A 14581-nucleotide genomic window follows, 5' to 3' on the forward strand; every position below is an offset into this window, starting at 1 on the left:
CTAAAAATTTTATTTTAGATAACAAAAAAATATAATTATATTTGGCTCAAATAGTTAGCATATCGTAATGGGAAAATCATTAGAAGAAGTACATGAGTCGGTTTCGACAGAGAATAAAAAGTCGATATTTAAAAAGATATTAGCCTTTTTTGGTCCCGCTTACTTAATTAGTGTGGGTTATATGGATCCCGGAAACTGGGCTACTGATTTAGCCGGTGGAAGCCAGTTTGGGTATTCCTTATTATGGGTTTTATTAATGAGTAATTTAATGGCGTTGCTATTGCAAAGTTTAAGCGCTCGTTTGGGAATTGTAACCCAGCGTGATTTAGCGCAAGCTTCTCGTGAAACCTATTCGCCTTTTATTAATTATATTTTGTATTTCCTAGCCGAGATTGCCATCGCCGCTTGTGACCTTGCCGAAGTGCTAGGTATGGCAATAGGACTTAACCTGCTGTTTGGGATTTCACTGATTGACGGGGTTATAATAACCGTACTAGATACCTTTTTGCTTCTATTTTTAATTAATAAGGGAATCCGAAAAATGGAAGCCTTTATCATTGCTTTGGTCCTAGTAATAGGTGTTTCCTTTATTTTCGAAATGATATTTGCACAACCTGAAATCGATCAGGTGCTAACGGGACTTATTCCAACGATGCCTAACCAAGCTGCATTGTACATCGCCATTGGTATTATAGGTGCGACGGTTATGCCGCACAATTTATACCTGCACTCTTCATTAGTACAAACACGAAAATTCGATCGTACCAAAGAAGGAATCAAACAAGCCTTAAAGTACAATTTCATCGACTCTACAATTGCTTTAAACCTAGCTTTCTTTGTGAATGCCGCCATTCTTATTTTGGCCGCAGCTACATTTTATAAAGTTGGGATGCATGAGGTAGCCGAAATTCAAGATGCGCATAAGTTTTTACAACCACTGCTTGGCACTAAATGGGCACCTATTTTATTTGCAGTTGCCTTGATCGCTGCCGGTCAAAGTTCTACCATAACGGGAACATTGGCAGGCCAAATTATAATGGAAGGCTATTTGAATCTCAGAATTCAGCCTTGGGTACGTCGTATCATAACGAGATTAATTGCAATCGTGCCTGCCGTCATCGTAATTACTATTTTTGGTGAAGGCGTGACTGGAAAATTATTGATTTTTAGCCAAGTAGTATTGAGTTTACAGTTAGGATTCGCTATCATTCCGCTAATACATTTCGTTAGCGATAAAACTAAAATGAACGGTTTTCAGATTGGTAAAATCACACAAATAGCGTCCTGGATTGTCGCTTTAGTTATCGTAGTGCTAAACGGGAAATTAGTGTATGACGAAATTCAAGGTTGGTTAGAAAATTCAGAAAATCCACTTGTTTTATGGCTCACGGTTGTGCCATTGGCGTTTAGTTTCTTGGTTTTACTACTGTATATCGTTTTTAAACCCTTTATAACTAAATCCCGAGATGCTTTTCACAATCATTCGCCACACAGCTTACAGCTTCGTTTCTCTCAATCCGAAAGTTATTCCAAGAAAAACATCGCCGTTTCTGTTGATTTCTCACATGCTGATGAGGTTGCATTAAACAGTGCCTTTGAACTTGGAGGTACGGATGCGAAGTACACCTTAATTCACGTTGTAGAAACCGTTGGTGCCATGATGTACGGCGAAAACATTGATGATCACGAAACCTTAGTCGATGAGAAGTTATTAAAAGAATACCAAGTAATGTTAACTGAGAAAGGCTTTCAAGTCGAAATTCAATTGGGGTTTGGCCGTCCGGATAAAGTGATTCCGGAGCTTGTTAATAAAGGGAATTTTGATATCTTAGTCATGGGAACACATGGTCACACCGGTTTCAAAGACTTGCTTTTTGGTACCACCGTAGATAAATTAAGACATAAAATTTCGATTCCACTGTTAATCGTTAAAGACTAATAATTAGGAGCTATTTCCCGCTATTCGCTATATTCCCGCTTTGTAAAACTGCGGTTAAAAAACCTTGTTTTACAGCGGGAGATGCCGCTACTATCGGGGCTAAAAAAAACAACATGACACTTTCAGAAGAAAATTATTTAAAAGGCATATACCATCTCACTGTAGTTTCTAATGCAGATGTAAGTACGAACGCCATTGCCGAAATGATGGAAACCAAAGCTTCGTCAGTCACCGACATGCTTAAAAAATTGGCCGAAAAGGACTTAGTAAATTATGTAAAATACCAAGGAGTTTCCCTCACTGATGCAGGAAAGTTAGCTGCCAAAATGATTGTTAGAAAACACCGACTTTGGGAAGTGTTCTTGGTCGAAAAATTAGATTTCTCTTGGGATGAGGTACACGATATCGCAGAGCAGTTAGAACACATCAAATCAGAAAAGCTAATTAACAAACTAGATGATTTTTTAGGAAATCCAACCGAAGATCCGCACGGAGACCCAATACCCAATGCTAAAGGTGAGATTTTTAAAATCGACAAGCAATTGCTATCGGAACTCACAATTAATCAAAAAGGTATTTGCGTGGGCGTAAAGGACACCTCTTCAGACTTTTTGAAGTATCTAGACAAACAAGGTATTTCGCTTGGGTCAGCCATTAGTATTGTTAGTAAGGAAAGCTTTGATTTATCCTTGAAGATTAAGGTAGGCGCTACTGAAATTACTATTTCTAATAAAATCGCAAGCAATCTCTTTGTCAAGACGAGTTAATAACTTACTATCTTTAGCCTTGAATCAAAATCAGATCAACATGAAAAATAGCATATTAGCTTTTGTACTTATTTGTAGTTGGAGCTGCGCAGCGCAGGTTGAAAATCTAAAAAGTTATTCTGTAACTCAAAAAGAGTGCTTGAATAAGTCAGGATATACCTTAGTTTTAAAAAAGGTAACTACTGATTCGCGCTGTCCTCAAGGGTTGAATTGCATCTGGATGGGAGAAGCCCAAGCTTTAGTAGCGGTTTATAGCGATAAAAAGTTGGTCGAGGAGGTTGTAATAACTTTTGCGCCAAAAAACACCATAGAAAACAATGCGTTTTTTGCGAAATACGGCAAGGAAAAGTACAAAAAGGTGCAAAATGTTTCGCTAGTTCCATATCCTAAAAAGGATGTCAAAATAAAACCCAAAGAGTACACTATAAAAATAGAATATAGGAAGTAATTTAGTGACAGCCACAGTCATCAGTACCGCAATTTCCAGCTGCTTTTTTCTTCTTAAAAAAGTATTTTCTAAGGAGATAAGCCACTGCTAATGCGAGAATTACGAAGGCGATAATTTCTTGAATATCCATAGTGCAAAAATAAGAAAAAGCAACCGTTAGTGGTTGCTTTTTTCAGTTAAACTAATTACAATTTTTTATAGTTGAGCCATTATCCCAAAGTTAATCCCAAAAGGTTGTCCTGGTCTTAAACCTGCTGGAACTCTCGATACAGCGTATTCTTTATCAAATAAGTTCACAATGTTACCCATTAAACTAATGTGTTGGTTGAGGTGGTATCTTGCTGAGAAGTCCACAATAAAATTTGAGTTTACTTTATTGCTTGCTGCGATTGTACCTGAGCCTGCTAATGTTCTAAAAGCATCAACATATTTTCCGCTCAAGGCCATGCTCAATCTTGCTGTTTCAAATGCAGTTGTAAGTGCAAATTGATTTTTTGCGATATACGGTATTTCATCTCCGCTTTTTACGGTTCCCCAAATACTACTATTGAAGTTGCTTTTTAATTCGGTATCCGTCAAGGTATACGATAAAGTTACTGGTAGTTTAAACCCTTTTTCTCTGTTATCGATCACATCATAAGTAGCGAGTAACTCAATACCTTTTACAATTGCAGCTCCGGCATTAAATAAGTCTCCTGTACCTGTTCCTCCACCAGACATTGAATCGGACCCTTGCAAGTTTGAGAAGTCATTGTAATATCCAATAATTTCTCCTTGTAAGGCATTTTTGCGGAAGCGGAAACCTAACTCGGTGTTTAAACTGTTCTCAGCATCTTCGCCTACTTTGGCACCTGGAGGTGAAAACCCTTTGTGGATACTGGTAAATACGTTATAATCATCATTGATTTTATATAGAATTCCCATTCCTGGAATCCAAACATTTGTTTTGTTAACCGCTTGAACTAGGTTAGTTCCTGCTCTGTTTAAGTCAGCAGTGCCGTAATTTAAGGAGCTTACTTTAATATCTTCATAGCGAAGACCTGGTGTAAACGTAAAGTTGTCAACTTGTAAATTGTACAGAATGTGTGCTGCAACAGCCTCGGCTTTCACAATAGCGTTCGCATCAGTTCCAGGAGTTCCGTTGCTCGTTCTATTCATGACACCATTTTGAATTTTGTAACCGTCAACCCATTGGAAACGATCTTCATAATCTTCGTGGTAGCGAATTCCAAAATCAATATCGTGTTTTAGTTTACCGCTTTCAAAACGGTAGTTAGCCACGGATTGAATCCCTTTTGCTCCGTACACACGGTTATTCGCCTTTACCAATAAAGCATTGTCTACGGTATTGTCTTGCCCTGTTACGGCACGATATTCTGCATTGAAAGTCGTAGGATTTGTAAGGATGTTATTAATGCTCACCCTATTAGCACCTAATTTTAGGGCATCTAGTTTGTACCAGTTTCTACTAAAATCGTTTTTATAGGCTTTGGTCGTGATGGTAAAGTTCGCAGTAGGCTTAATTAAGTGGGTTAGCATAATTTGTTTGTGCTCACTTTCTATATAATCTTCATTTGAACCTACGTACCTTCTATATGCATTAGCAGCGTAGTCAGCATCAGTTAAACCCAAATAAGTTTCGTTAGCTAAATCTTCGCTAAACTGCACTTTTGCCATTAAGGATTGGTATACTTTTGCGTCAGCGTTCGTATTAATTCTAAATTTAGCAACATAATCGTTACCTTCAAAACCCGTATTTTTAGAGCTGTTATCAATTGTCTTGAACCCGTCTGAGTTTCGGTTGTTGTATTCTAGAACGTAACCATAGTTTTTATGATCGTCACCAAGATTTACATAGGTTTTCTTGGTATTGAAACTTCCTATACTTGCAATTACGCGTCCTGAAAAGCTATTTGGAATTTGAGTTGAAACCATATTAATTGCTCCTCCAGTGGTGTAGGGGCCATACTGTATTTGACTACCTCCTTTTAAGATTTCGAATGATTGCATGCGGTTTACTGTAGGAAAGTAGTAAGCTGCGGGTGCTGCATAAGGGGCTGGAGCAATAAGAACACCATCTTCCATCAAGGTGATTTTTTCACTTCTGTTTGGACTTGTTCCTCGCATTCCAATGTTTGGACGTAGACCAAAACCATCTTCCTCCTGAATTGTAATTCCAGGTACGGTCCTAAGTATCCTAGAAACGTCATCGTAATTGAATGCCTTTAATTCTTTTGGAGAAATGAAATAAGTAGATCCTGCTTTGTTTTTGGCCTTGAATTTACTACCCACAATGGCATCAGTAGTAATTACGATTTCATTAAGGTTGTTAAGGCTGTCTTTCTCTGTTTGAGAAATTGGTTTGTTTTGTGCTGATACTGCTGCCGTAATTAAAATTGCCGTTGCAACTAAACTATTTTTCATTTTTATTTAGATTAATTCTACGATGCAAAAGTAGAACACAATCCTTATTTAGACAAATTAAAAATAGAATTATTGATAAAATTAACGCTTGTTTAGTGTTTATTGTGCAACAAAAAGTATCTTATTTCAAAATTTGGTACGCAAGTAGCGCTACAATATAGGCAAAACCGCTCATGAAGATTAGTTGACCTATAGGCCATTTCCATGTGTTAGTCTCTTTGCGTGTGATGGCAAGTGTACTTGCACATTGTAAGGCGAAGGCATAGAAAAGCAGTAAGGAGATACCAGAAGCAAAATTAAACACTTTTTCGCCTGTTTCAGGGTTAATTTCGGCTGCCATTTTGCTTTTGATGGTATTGTCATTATCGCTTCCACCTACGCTATAAATTGTTGCTAAGGTTCCCACAAATACTTCGCGAGCGGCAAACGAACTGATAATCGCAATTCCTATTTTCCAATCATAACCTAAAGGTGAAATTGCAGGTTCAATAGTTTTTCCCATAATCCCGATATATGAATTCTCTAGTTTATAGGCTGCAATTTTATTGTTGATTTCGTTTTCGGTCATAGGCGTTGTAACAACCTCAGAGCGCACAATTGTTTCTGCATTTTTGAATTTTTTCCCCGGTCCGTACGAAGCTAAAAACCATAAAACTATGGATATTGCCAAGATGACTTTCCCCGCACCAGCTACGAAGGCCTTCGTTTTTTCGATTACATTGATTGCTACATTCTTGAACAGAGGCAACTTATAATTTGGCATTTCGACTACAAAAAATGTTTTTCCTTTGATCTTCAAAATTTTGTTTAAAACGTAAGCCGAAAATATTGCCATTCCAAAACCTAGCAAATACAACAGCATCAAGGTAAGCCCTTGTAAATTAAGAATGCCTAGCACTCGGGTATCAGGGATTACAAGTGCAATGATGATTGCATAAACAGGGAGTCTTGCGGAACAAGTCGTAAAAGGTGTTACTAAAATTGTGATGATGCGTTCCTTCCAGTTTTCGATATTTCGAGTGGCCATAATTGCTGGAATCGCACAAGCCGTTCCTGAAATTAAAGGCACTACGCTTTTTCCTGATAGTCCAAACTTGCGCATGATTTTATCCATCAAAAAAACGACGCGGCTCATATAACCACTTTCTTCTAATATCGAAATAAACAAAAACAAGAAAGCAATTTGAGGTATAAAGATTAATATTCCACCAATTCCGGGTATAATTCCTTGGGAAATCAAGTCAGTTAAAACTCCAGCTGGAAGAGTGTCGCTAGCGAATGCGCTTAATGACGCAAAACTGCTATCAATAAAATCCATAGGTACTTCAGACCAGTTGAATATCGATTGAAAAATGATAAACAAAATCGCGAAGAAGATAACGTAACCCCATACTTTATGGGTTAATACACGATCCAGCTTGCTTCTGAAATCCTTGGCAATGGTTGTATCTACTTTTAAACCTACTTTTAAAACGTCGTTAATAAACTGATACCTTTTAATGGTTTCTTTTTGCTGTAAGCGCTTTAAGTCGGAATGTGATTTAGTGAAAGAACCATAGATTTCGTTTCTTTCTAAATTCAAAAAGTTAACGTCTTGCGTAATAACCAACCACAATTTGTACAGTAATTGGTTCGGAAATGCTTTGCGTAAGCTATTAAAATAATCAGGGTCAATGCTCGATGCATTTAAGCAAGGCTCTGATGAAATGGTTTTGTAAGTAACAATTAGTTTTTTCAACTCTTCGATTCCAAAACCTTTCCTAGAACTGATTAAAGCTATTTTAGTTTTTAGGTGTTCCTCTAAATAGGGGATGTCTAGTGAAATTCCTTTGTGCTCCATTCTATCAGCCATGTTAATGACTAAAATGGTCGGAATTTCTAAGTCTTTTATTTGTGTAAAAAGCAGTAAATTTCTTTTTAAGTTTTCCACATCGGTTACAACTAGTGCCACATCAGGGTACAACTTATCGTTTTTGTTCAGTAATAATTCAATTACCACATTTTCATCAATCGAGCTCGCATTTAAGCTGTAGGTCCCAGGAAGGTCTAGAATATTTGCTTTTACGTTATTAGGCAGTTTGCAAAAACCAATTTTCTTTTCAACTGTGATTCCGGGATAATTTCCAACCTGCTGGTTTAAACCAGTTAGCTGGTTAAATACCGAAGTTTTACCAGTGTTAGGATTTCCTATTAAAGCGACGTTGATGTTTTGATTAATCATTAAAGTGTAATTTTAATTAATTCCACTTCAATTTCTCGAGCGGTTTCTACCCGAATTGCGAGGTGTGAACCATTAACATTTAAATACAAAGGATCTCCAAAAGGAGCTATCTGCAATAATTCAACGGTGTTTCCTGGCAAACATCCCATTTCCAATAATTTTAACGGAACAATGTCGATATCAAAATCTTTGATGATCGCTTTTTCGCCTTTTTTCAGAGAATTTATAGTGGTTCGCAAGTCTTATTTAGATTGAATTAAGATTGCAAAAATACAGATTTAAATAGTAAATAGAATGATAATTGTCAATTTTATGACTTTTTTAGAGAAAGTTCAAGCCTGATTTTTGGGGACTAATCAATTATTTCGCTAGTTAAAAAAATGAAAGCTTTAAAAACTTAGATATATCTTACTTTTTTCTGCCAACATAAAAATCACGAAGTCGTTTTTAATATCCCTTTTGGGAATCAAATTTTATCTCCGCAAAGTAAAGGTGAAATCATATAACACATGAGTCGTGCTACCTTGGCTTAAGGTACCATTGATGTAATTGTAAGTTGTCTTTTCATTATTACTGGAATCGATAAAGAGGTACTTATTAGTATCTACGATTGTAATAGGACTAAAAACGGCTTCTAGGACATCAAAATAAGGTTCGCTTACAACTGGTTTCTCAAAGTACAGCATGCAAGTCACATACTTAATAGGTTTATTGATGGTGGATTTTTTTCCTTTTCTATTAATTGTGTAGATGCCATTGTTCTCTGTCAGGGTGCAATTGTCGTAGGGTTTGTTGTTTTTTTGTGAGTTGTAAGTGCTAGATTCCAAAATACTGTTTTTGAATACACCCACAAATGAGGTTGTTATAGTCGTTTTTCCTAGTAGAGTAATTACAGATCTGCTATTGAGCTTATAGGTTGTTTTAGTTCCTTCCACAAGTTTCGAAACAGTTAGTTCGCCAACAGTAGTACCATTAACCGAAATATCATAGACGTGTTCTTGGCTTTGTGCATTGATTAACAAACTTAGTAGCGAAAGCACCAATGTGTAAATTTTCTTCATGAAATAGTAACTGTTAATTCGTAAGTGTGGATAGTAAAGCAATAGTAGCGCAGAAACTCATTCCGTTCCTCCAATAATTTTCTCGATAGCTTACTTTAGGCAACAATTGTGTATTGTGAAGGTAGCAAACAGAACTTACTCTTTAGATAAAAAAGTAATGTCTTCAATCAACTTTTTAATATCCTCTTTTTTAGTTCCATCATAAAAACCGCGCACTCTTTTTTTAGCATCAACTAAAACAAAATTTTCAGTGTGAACCATGTCATACAATTGATCTGGTTTTCCCATTTTTACTGCTAGGTACGATTTTCTAGCCATGGCATAAATTTCTTTCTTGTCACCGGTCACTAAGTTCCATTTTTTATCATCCACTCCTTTTTCAACAGCATACGCTTTTAAGGCAGCAACATTGTCAACTTCGGGGAAAACGGTATGCGAAAGTAACAGTACATCAGGCATAGTACGAATGGCTTTTTGAACCTCCACTAAGTTGCTTGTCATTTTTGGACAGATAGAAGTGCAAGTAGTGAAAAAGAAATCGGCCACATAAATCTTTCCTTCGTAATCCTTTTGGGTAATGGTTTTCCCATTTTGGTTGGTAAACGAAAAATCAGCAATGGTATGGTACTTACTAATATATTGTACAGTACTATCCACTAATTCTGGATTTACATCAGATGGGTTGTAGATAGGTAGTGATTTCGTAGGTTTTAAAGCACTATAAAAAAGATACAGGGTGACACAGGAAAATATAATAAAAATACCAAGAAAAACGCGGTATTTGTAGAGCACAGATTTCATAAGAAAAATATTTTTGCAAAAATACAAAAAAGATAAATGAGACATTAAAACTTTAACAATCTATTGGAAGTAGGACATGTGAATGGTATCATATTTATCGATAAATTTGTGTAGCTAACTAAAATCTCAGAATAATGAAATTAAATTTAAATAAACGCATTTTATTTGCGGTTCCTGCAATAATGGGTTTGACAGCAATGCAGGCCCAAACTAAAGTCGCTCCAAAAGAACCGGGTATCAATGTTGCCTTTTTTGATACCAAAACGAAACCTCAAGATGACTTTTTTAGGTTTGTCAACGGAAGTTGGTTAGACCAGACTCAAATTCCAACAGATCGTACTTCGTGGGGAAGTTTCAACGAATTACTGAAGAAAACCGACAAGGATGCCTTAGATATTTTAAAAGAAGCAGCCAAAAATCCGGTTTATAAATCTAATACGGATCAAGGTAAAGCGGTAAACCTATACAAAACAATTCTGGATACCGTTGCTAGATACAAGATGGGAATCAAACCATTGCTTCCGTATTTGGCCAAAATTGACAAAGTAAAAACAATCAAGGACGTACAGCAGTTATTGATTGAGATGGAACCAATCGGAGGTATTGGTTTTATTAATGTTGGAGTAGGAGCCGATGATAAAAATAGTTCTAAAAACTCTTTGAATCTTGGAGTAGGTAGTTTAGGATTGCCGGATCAAGATTATTACCTGTCTGAAGAAAAAGATACCAAAGAAAAAAGAGAGCAGTACGAAAAGCATATCGCTAGAATGCTTCAGTTTATTGGCGAAACCCCAGCGCAAGCTAAGGTAAGCGCTAGTAAAATCTTGGCTTTAGAAATCGAATTATCAAAACCGAGATTAAATAGAGTTGACCAGCGTGATGGAAGATTACAATACAATCCAATGACAATTGCCGAATTACAAAAAGTAACTCCTGCAATAAACTGGAGAGCGTATTTTGATGGTTTAGGTTATACCAAGTTAAACGAGGTGATTGTATCACAACCTAAATACATGGCTGCCTTGCAAACGATATTCGCTAAAAATGATGTTAGCTCTTGGAAAGAATATCTAAAATGGAGTTTATTAAACGGCGCTACTAGTTTACTTTCTACGCCTATTGAAGCAGCTAGTTTTGACTTTTATGGTAAAACCTTAACCGGAGCTATCAAACAAAGACCTAGAGAGGATAGAGCTTTGCAAACGATTAACGGTGCTATTGGAGAAGCATTAGGGAAATTGTACGTAGAAAAGAAATTCCCTGCTGAAGCAAAAGAAAAAGCAGAGAAGATGATTCAGAATATTATTTTGGCGTACCAAAATCGCATTTCTAATTTAACATGGATGTCGGCAGAAACAAAAACGAAAGCCATCGAAAAGTTAAATAAAATCACCATTAAAATAGGTTATCCTGATGAATGGAAAGATTATTCTAAGCTAGAAATAAAAAGCGTTGCTGAAGGTGGAAGCTATTTTGAAAACGTCAAAAATCTATCAAGATGGAGTTTTCAAAAAGACATAGATAAGCTAGAGAAACCGGTGGATAAAACCGAATGGTACATGTCACCACAAACCGTAAATGCGTATTACAACCCATCATACAACGAGATTGTATTTCCAGCAGCGATATTACAACCACCTTTTTACAATTACCAAGCCGATGAAGCGGTAAATTATGGCGGAATCGGAGCGGTGATAGGTCACGAAATATCACACGGTTTTGATGACTCTGGAGCGCGCTACAATGCCGATGGGAATTTAATTGATTGGTGGACCGCTACTGATCTTGAGCAATTCACTACTTTGGGTACTGCACTAGCGGATCAGTATAGTGCATTAGAGCCATTGCCTGGCGTGCATGTTGATGGTAAATTTACGCTTGGTGAAAACATTGGGGATTTAGGTGGCGTTAATGCCGCTTACGAAGGATTGCAATTGTATTTAAAAAACAATCCACGACCAGAACTAATTGACGGTTTCACGCCTGAACAACGTTTCTTCATTTCTTGGACAACCGTTTGGAGAACGAAATCACGTGACGAGGCAATCAAAAATCAAGTAAAAACGGATCCGCATTCGCCAGGAATGTATAGAGCGTATGTTCCAATTCAGAATGTAGATGCGTTCTACGATGCATTTTCAATTAAAAAAGGCGACGGAATGTACATTGAACCTTCCAAAAGAGTAAAAATCTGGTAAAAAGAGTAGTACAAATAGTTCAAGAAGTAATTCTTAGGCTATTTTGCTGTTAAATTATGTAACAGATTCTACAATAAAATTACTAATCTAGACCTGCTACTTTCAATACTATTTTTAGAAAAAGGATAAGAAGTGCAAAAGTAGATTCGAATAATAACTAAACCGAAATAAAGATGAATATGAATTTAAAAAAACCGCTACTGTTAGTACTACCTGCACTTTTTGCAGTTACAGCAGCTCAAGCACAAGATGCGAAGCCAGCTAAAGAGCCTGGAATCAATATCCAGTATTTGGATAAATCAGTAAAACCTAGTGATGACTTTTTTCGCTATGTAAATGGAACTTGGTTAAATACAACCGAAATCCCGGGTGATAGAACCCGTTGGGGAAGTTTTGATGAATTAAGACAACGCACAGATGCAGATGCATTAGCAATCTTAAAAGAAGCTGTAAACAATCCAAAATACAAATCGAATACAGATCAAGGTAAAGCGATCAACATGTACAAGTCTATTTTAGACACGGTAGGTCGTAACAAAATGGGAATTGCACCCATCAAACCGTACTTAAAAAAAATTGATGCGGTAAAAAATGCCAAAGATTTACAAGCCTTATTAATCGAGATGGAGCCATTAGGCGGAATCGGTTTTTTTGGAGCGAACGTAGGTCCAGATGCTAAAAACAGTAACAGAAACGTTTTGAGCGTAGGTCCCGGTGGAGTAGGTTTGCCTGACAGAGACTATTATGTGTCTGACGATGCTGACTCAAAAGAAAAAAGAGAAAAATACGTTCTTCACGTTGCAAAAATGCTAGGTTTTATTGGTGAAAAACCAGCAGAAGCTAAGATGCATGCAGAAAAAATCTTGGCTCTTGAAATTGCAATGTCAAAACCGAGATTTGACCGTGTAGAAAGAAGAGACAGAAGAAAATCGTACAACCCAATGACGGTAGCTGATTTGCAAAAATTGACACCATCAGTAGATTGGAAAAATTATTTTACTAAAGTAGGTTTCACTAATGCCGATTCTTTAATCGTTTCGCAGCCTAAATATATGACGTATTTAGAGTCGATGATAAAAGAGAATAAAGTAGACGACTGGAAAGCGTATATGCGTTGGTCATTATTAAACAGAGCTTCAGGTCAATTATCTACGGATATTGAGAATGCTAACTTTGATTTCTACGGAAAAACATTAACAGGAGCAATCAAACAACGTCCTAGTGACGAGCGTGCGTTGCAAGTAATTAATGGTCGTATTGGAGAAGCTTTGGGTAAATTATATGTAGAGAAAAAATTCCCAGCTGAAGCAAAAGTAAAAGCGGAGAAAATGATCAAAAACATTTTTATTGCTTTTGAAAACCGCATCAACAACTTGCCTTGGATGTCAGCAGAAACCAAAGTAAGTGCAGTAGAGAAGTTACACAAATCTCAAATTAAAATTGGATATCCTGACAAGTGGAAAGATTATTCGGCTTTAGTGATTAAGAGTCCAGAAGAAGGTGGAACGTATTTTGATAACACCTTGAATATGGCCAAATGGCGTTTTCAAGAAGATTTGGCTGATTTGAATAAACCAGTTGATAAAACAAGATGGGGAATGTCTCCACAAACGGTAAATGCGTATTACAACCCGTCTTATAACGAGATTGTTTTCCCAGCAGCGATCCTACAACCTCCTTTTTACAACTACCAAGCAGATGAAGCGGTGAATTACGGTGGAATTGGTGGTGTTATTGGACATGAAATCTCTCACGGTTTTGATGATTCAGGATCACGTTACAATGCAGATGGTAACCTAGTAGACTGGTGGACCGCTGATGATTTAAAACAATTCTCAGCCTTGACAGGTGCTTTAGCCGCACAGTATAGTGCACTTGAGCCTTTACCAGGAACGTTTGTAGATGGTAAATTTACATTAGGAGAAAACATCGGTGATTTAGGTGGTATTAATGCCGCTTACGACGGATTACAATTGTATTTGAAAGAAAACGGAAACCCAGGTTTAATCGATGGTTACACACCAGAGCAACGTTTCTTTATGTCTTGGGCTACAATTTGGAGGTCTAAAGCACGTGATGCAGCGATTAAAAACCAAGTAAAAACAGACCCACACTCTCCAGGAATGTACCGTGCGTATGTACCATTGCAGAATGTGGATACGTTCTACCAAGCGTTTGATATTAAAAAAGGCGATGGTATGTACATCGCTCCAGAAAACAGAGTTAAAATCTGGTAGTCAACTAAATAATATACTATAGAAAATCCCAAGTGAAAGCTTGGGATTTTTTTATGTATACGAATTACTAGTTTCTTGATTTGTCCCTCTGACGCAGGAAGAATCCAAACAAGTTGCTCAATAAACAGAGGTTCTTCTTTCCTCAGAATGACAAACTAACCGCGTATAATTGTATTAAAATCATCTTTAATAACCTCTTAACTTTGTCATTCTGACGCAGGAAGAATCCATACAAGTTGCTAACGAAACATAGATTACTACGCCAATTCGATATCACTCGGGTCTTCGTTCCTCAGAAAGACAATCTAATTCCAACCTCTATGAACCTGCGCTAGCATTTTGCTTTTATCAACATCGACAGTTATTTATTTAACTATAATTAAAATTATTACCTAACTCATTTTCTTGTTACAGTTTTTTAATTTTAGTCTTTACGTGCGAGAAGGTAGCGTTTACAATAGCTACAATTACTGGTTGTTTCTGGG

At 36.9% G+C, this 14581-nt stretch carries 11 protein-coding genes; 5 read left to right on the top strand and 6 right to left on the bottom strand.

What is annotated here, in order from left to right:
• The first annotated feature begins 67 nt into the window (after positions 1–67).
• From ACZ2G0_RS04075 to ACZ2G0_RS04085, 3 genes are all read left to right on the top strand, one after another.
• Entirely contained in the window at positions 68–1939 is a 1872-nt protein-coding gene (locus ACZ2G0_RS04075; protein WP_470309119.1) for an Nramp family divalent metal transporter, read from the top strand.
• Positions 1940–2052: 113 nt separating this feature from the next.
• Positions 2053–2706: a metal-dependent transcriptional regulator gene (locus ACZ2G0_RS04080; protein ID WP_470309120.1), complete on the top strand. Its 654-nt coding sequence runs from the start codon at positions 2053–2055 to the stop codon at positions 2704–2706.
• Between the two features lie 40 nt (positions 2707–2746).
• Entirely contained in the window at positions 2747–3154 is a 408-nt protein-coding gene (locus tag ACZ2G0_RS04085) for a hypothetical protein (protein WP_470309121.1), read from the top strand.
• Between the two features lies 1 nt (position 3155).
• Here the strand turns inward: ACZ2G0_RS04085 and ACZ2G0_RS04090 are convergent, their stop codons facing one another.
• The 6 genes from ACZ2G0_RS04090 to ACZ2G0_RS04115 form a co-directional block, all read right to left on the bottom strand.
• A complete protein-coding gene (locus ACZ2G0_RS04090) occupies positions 3156–3284 on the bottom strand; it encodes a FeoB-associated Cys-rich membrane protein (protein WP_470309122.1) in 129 nt (42 codons plus the stop codon).
• A gap of 65 nt (positions 3285–3349) precedes the next feature.
• Positions 3350–5578, bottom strand: a complete 2229-nt coding sequence (locus tag ACZ2G0_RS04095; protein ID WP_470309123.1) for a TonB-dependent receptor family protein — start codon at positions 5576–5578, stop codon at positions 3350–3352.
• 121 nt (positions 5579–5699) lie between these two features.
• Positions 5700–7799 (bottom strand): ferrous iron transport protein B, encoded by a 2100-nt coding sequence (feoB, locus tag ACZ2G0_RS04100; RefSeq protein ID WP_470309124.1) that lies wholly within the window; start codon positions 7797–7799, stop codon positions 5700–5702.
• Positions 7799–8038: a FeoA family protein gene (locus tag ACZ2G0_RS04105; RefSeq protein WP_300286039.1), complete on the bottom strand. Its 240-nt coding sequence runs from the start codon at positions 8036–8038 to the stop codon at positions 7799–7801. Before ACZ2G0_RS04105 ends, feoB begins: the two co-directional genes overlap by 1 nt.
• A 234-nt stretch (positions 8039–8272) precedes the next feature.
• A complete protein-coding gene (locus tag ACZ2G0_RS04110; protein ID WP_470309125.1) occupies positions 8273–8860 on the bottom strand; it encodes a DUF6134 family protein in 588 nt (195 codons plus the stop codon).
• A 135-nt stretch (positions 8861–8995) separates the two neighbouring features.
• Positions 8996–9661, bottom strand: coding sequence for an SCO family protein (locus tag ACZ2G0_RS04115; protein WP_470309126.1), 666 nt, complete (start codon positions 9659–9661; stop codon positions 8996–8998).
• Between the two features lie 134 nt (positions 9662–9795).
• Between ACZ2G0_RS04115 and ACZ2G0_RS04120 the strand changes: the two genes are divergently transcribed.
• Positions 9796–11859, top strand: a complete 2064-nt coding sequence (locus ACZ2G0_RS04120) for a M13 family metallopeptidase (protein ID WP_470309127.1) — start codon at positions 9796–9798, stop codon at positions 11857–11859.
• A gap of 173 nt (positions 11860–12032) precedes the next feature.
• A complete protein-coding gene (locus tag ACZ2G0_RS04125; protein WP_470309128.1) occupies positions 12033–14096 on the top strand; it encodes a M13 family metallopeptidase in 2064 nt (687 codons plus the stop codon).
• Positions 14097–14581: the final 485 nt, after the last annotated feature.

It is taken from the genome of Flavobacterium sp. KKT103 (assembly GCF_055640565.1).

What these genes read in the sequence shown, in the direction of transcription:
- ACZ2G0_RS04075 (WP_470309119.1), top strand. Translation starts at nt 68, where the DNA reads ATGGGAAAATCATTAGAAGAAGTACATGAGTCGGTTTCGACAGAGAAT.
- ACZ2G0_RS04080 (WP_470309120.1), top strand. Translation starts at nt 2,053, where the DNA reads ATGACACTTTCAGAAGAAAATTATTTAAAAGGCATATACCATCTCACT.
- ACZ2G0_RS04085 (WP_470309121.1), top strand. Translation starts at nt 2,747, where the DNA reads ATGAAAAATAGCATATTAGCTTTTGTACTTATTTGTAGTTGGAGCTGC.
- ACZ2G0_RS04090 (WP_470309122.1), bottom strand. Translation starts at nt 3,284, where the DNA reads ATGGATATTCAAGAAATTATCGCCTTCGTAATTCTCGCATTAGCAGTG.
- ACZ2G0_RS04095 (WP_470309123.1), bottom strand. Translation starts at nt 5,578, where the DNA reads ATGAAAAATAGTTTAGTTGCAACGGCAATTTTAATTACGGCAGCAGTA.
- feoB (WP_470309124.1), bottom strand. Translation starts at nt 7,799, where the DNA reads ATGATTAATCAAAACATCAACGTCGCTTTAATAGGAAATCCTAACACT.
- ACZ2G0_RS04110 (WP_470309125.1), bottom strand. Translation starts at nt 8,860, where the DNA reads ATGAAGAAAATTTACACATTGGTGCTTTCGCTACTAAGTTTGTTAATC.
- ACZ2G0_RS04115 (WP_470309126.1), bottom strand. Translation starts at nt 9,661, where the DNA reads ATGAAATCTGTGCTCTACAAATACCGCGTTTTTCTTGGTATTTTTATT.
- ACZ2G0_RS04120 (WP_470309127.1), top strand. Translation starts at nt 9,796, where the DNA reads ATGAAATTAAATTTAAATAAACGCATTTTATTTGCGGTTCCTGCAATA.
- ACZ2G0_RS04125 (WP_470309128.1), top strand. Translation starts at nt 12,033, where the DNA reads ATGAATATGAATTTAAAAAAACCGCTACTGTTAGTACTACCTGCACTT.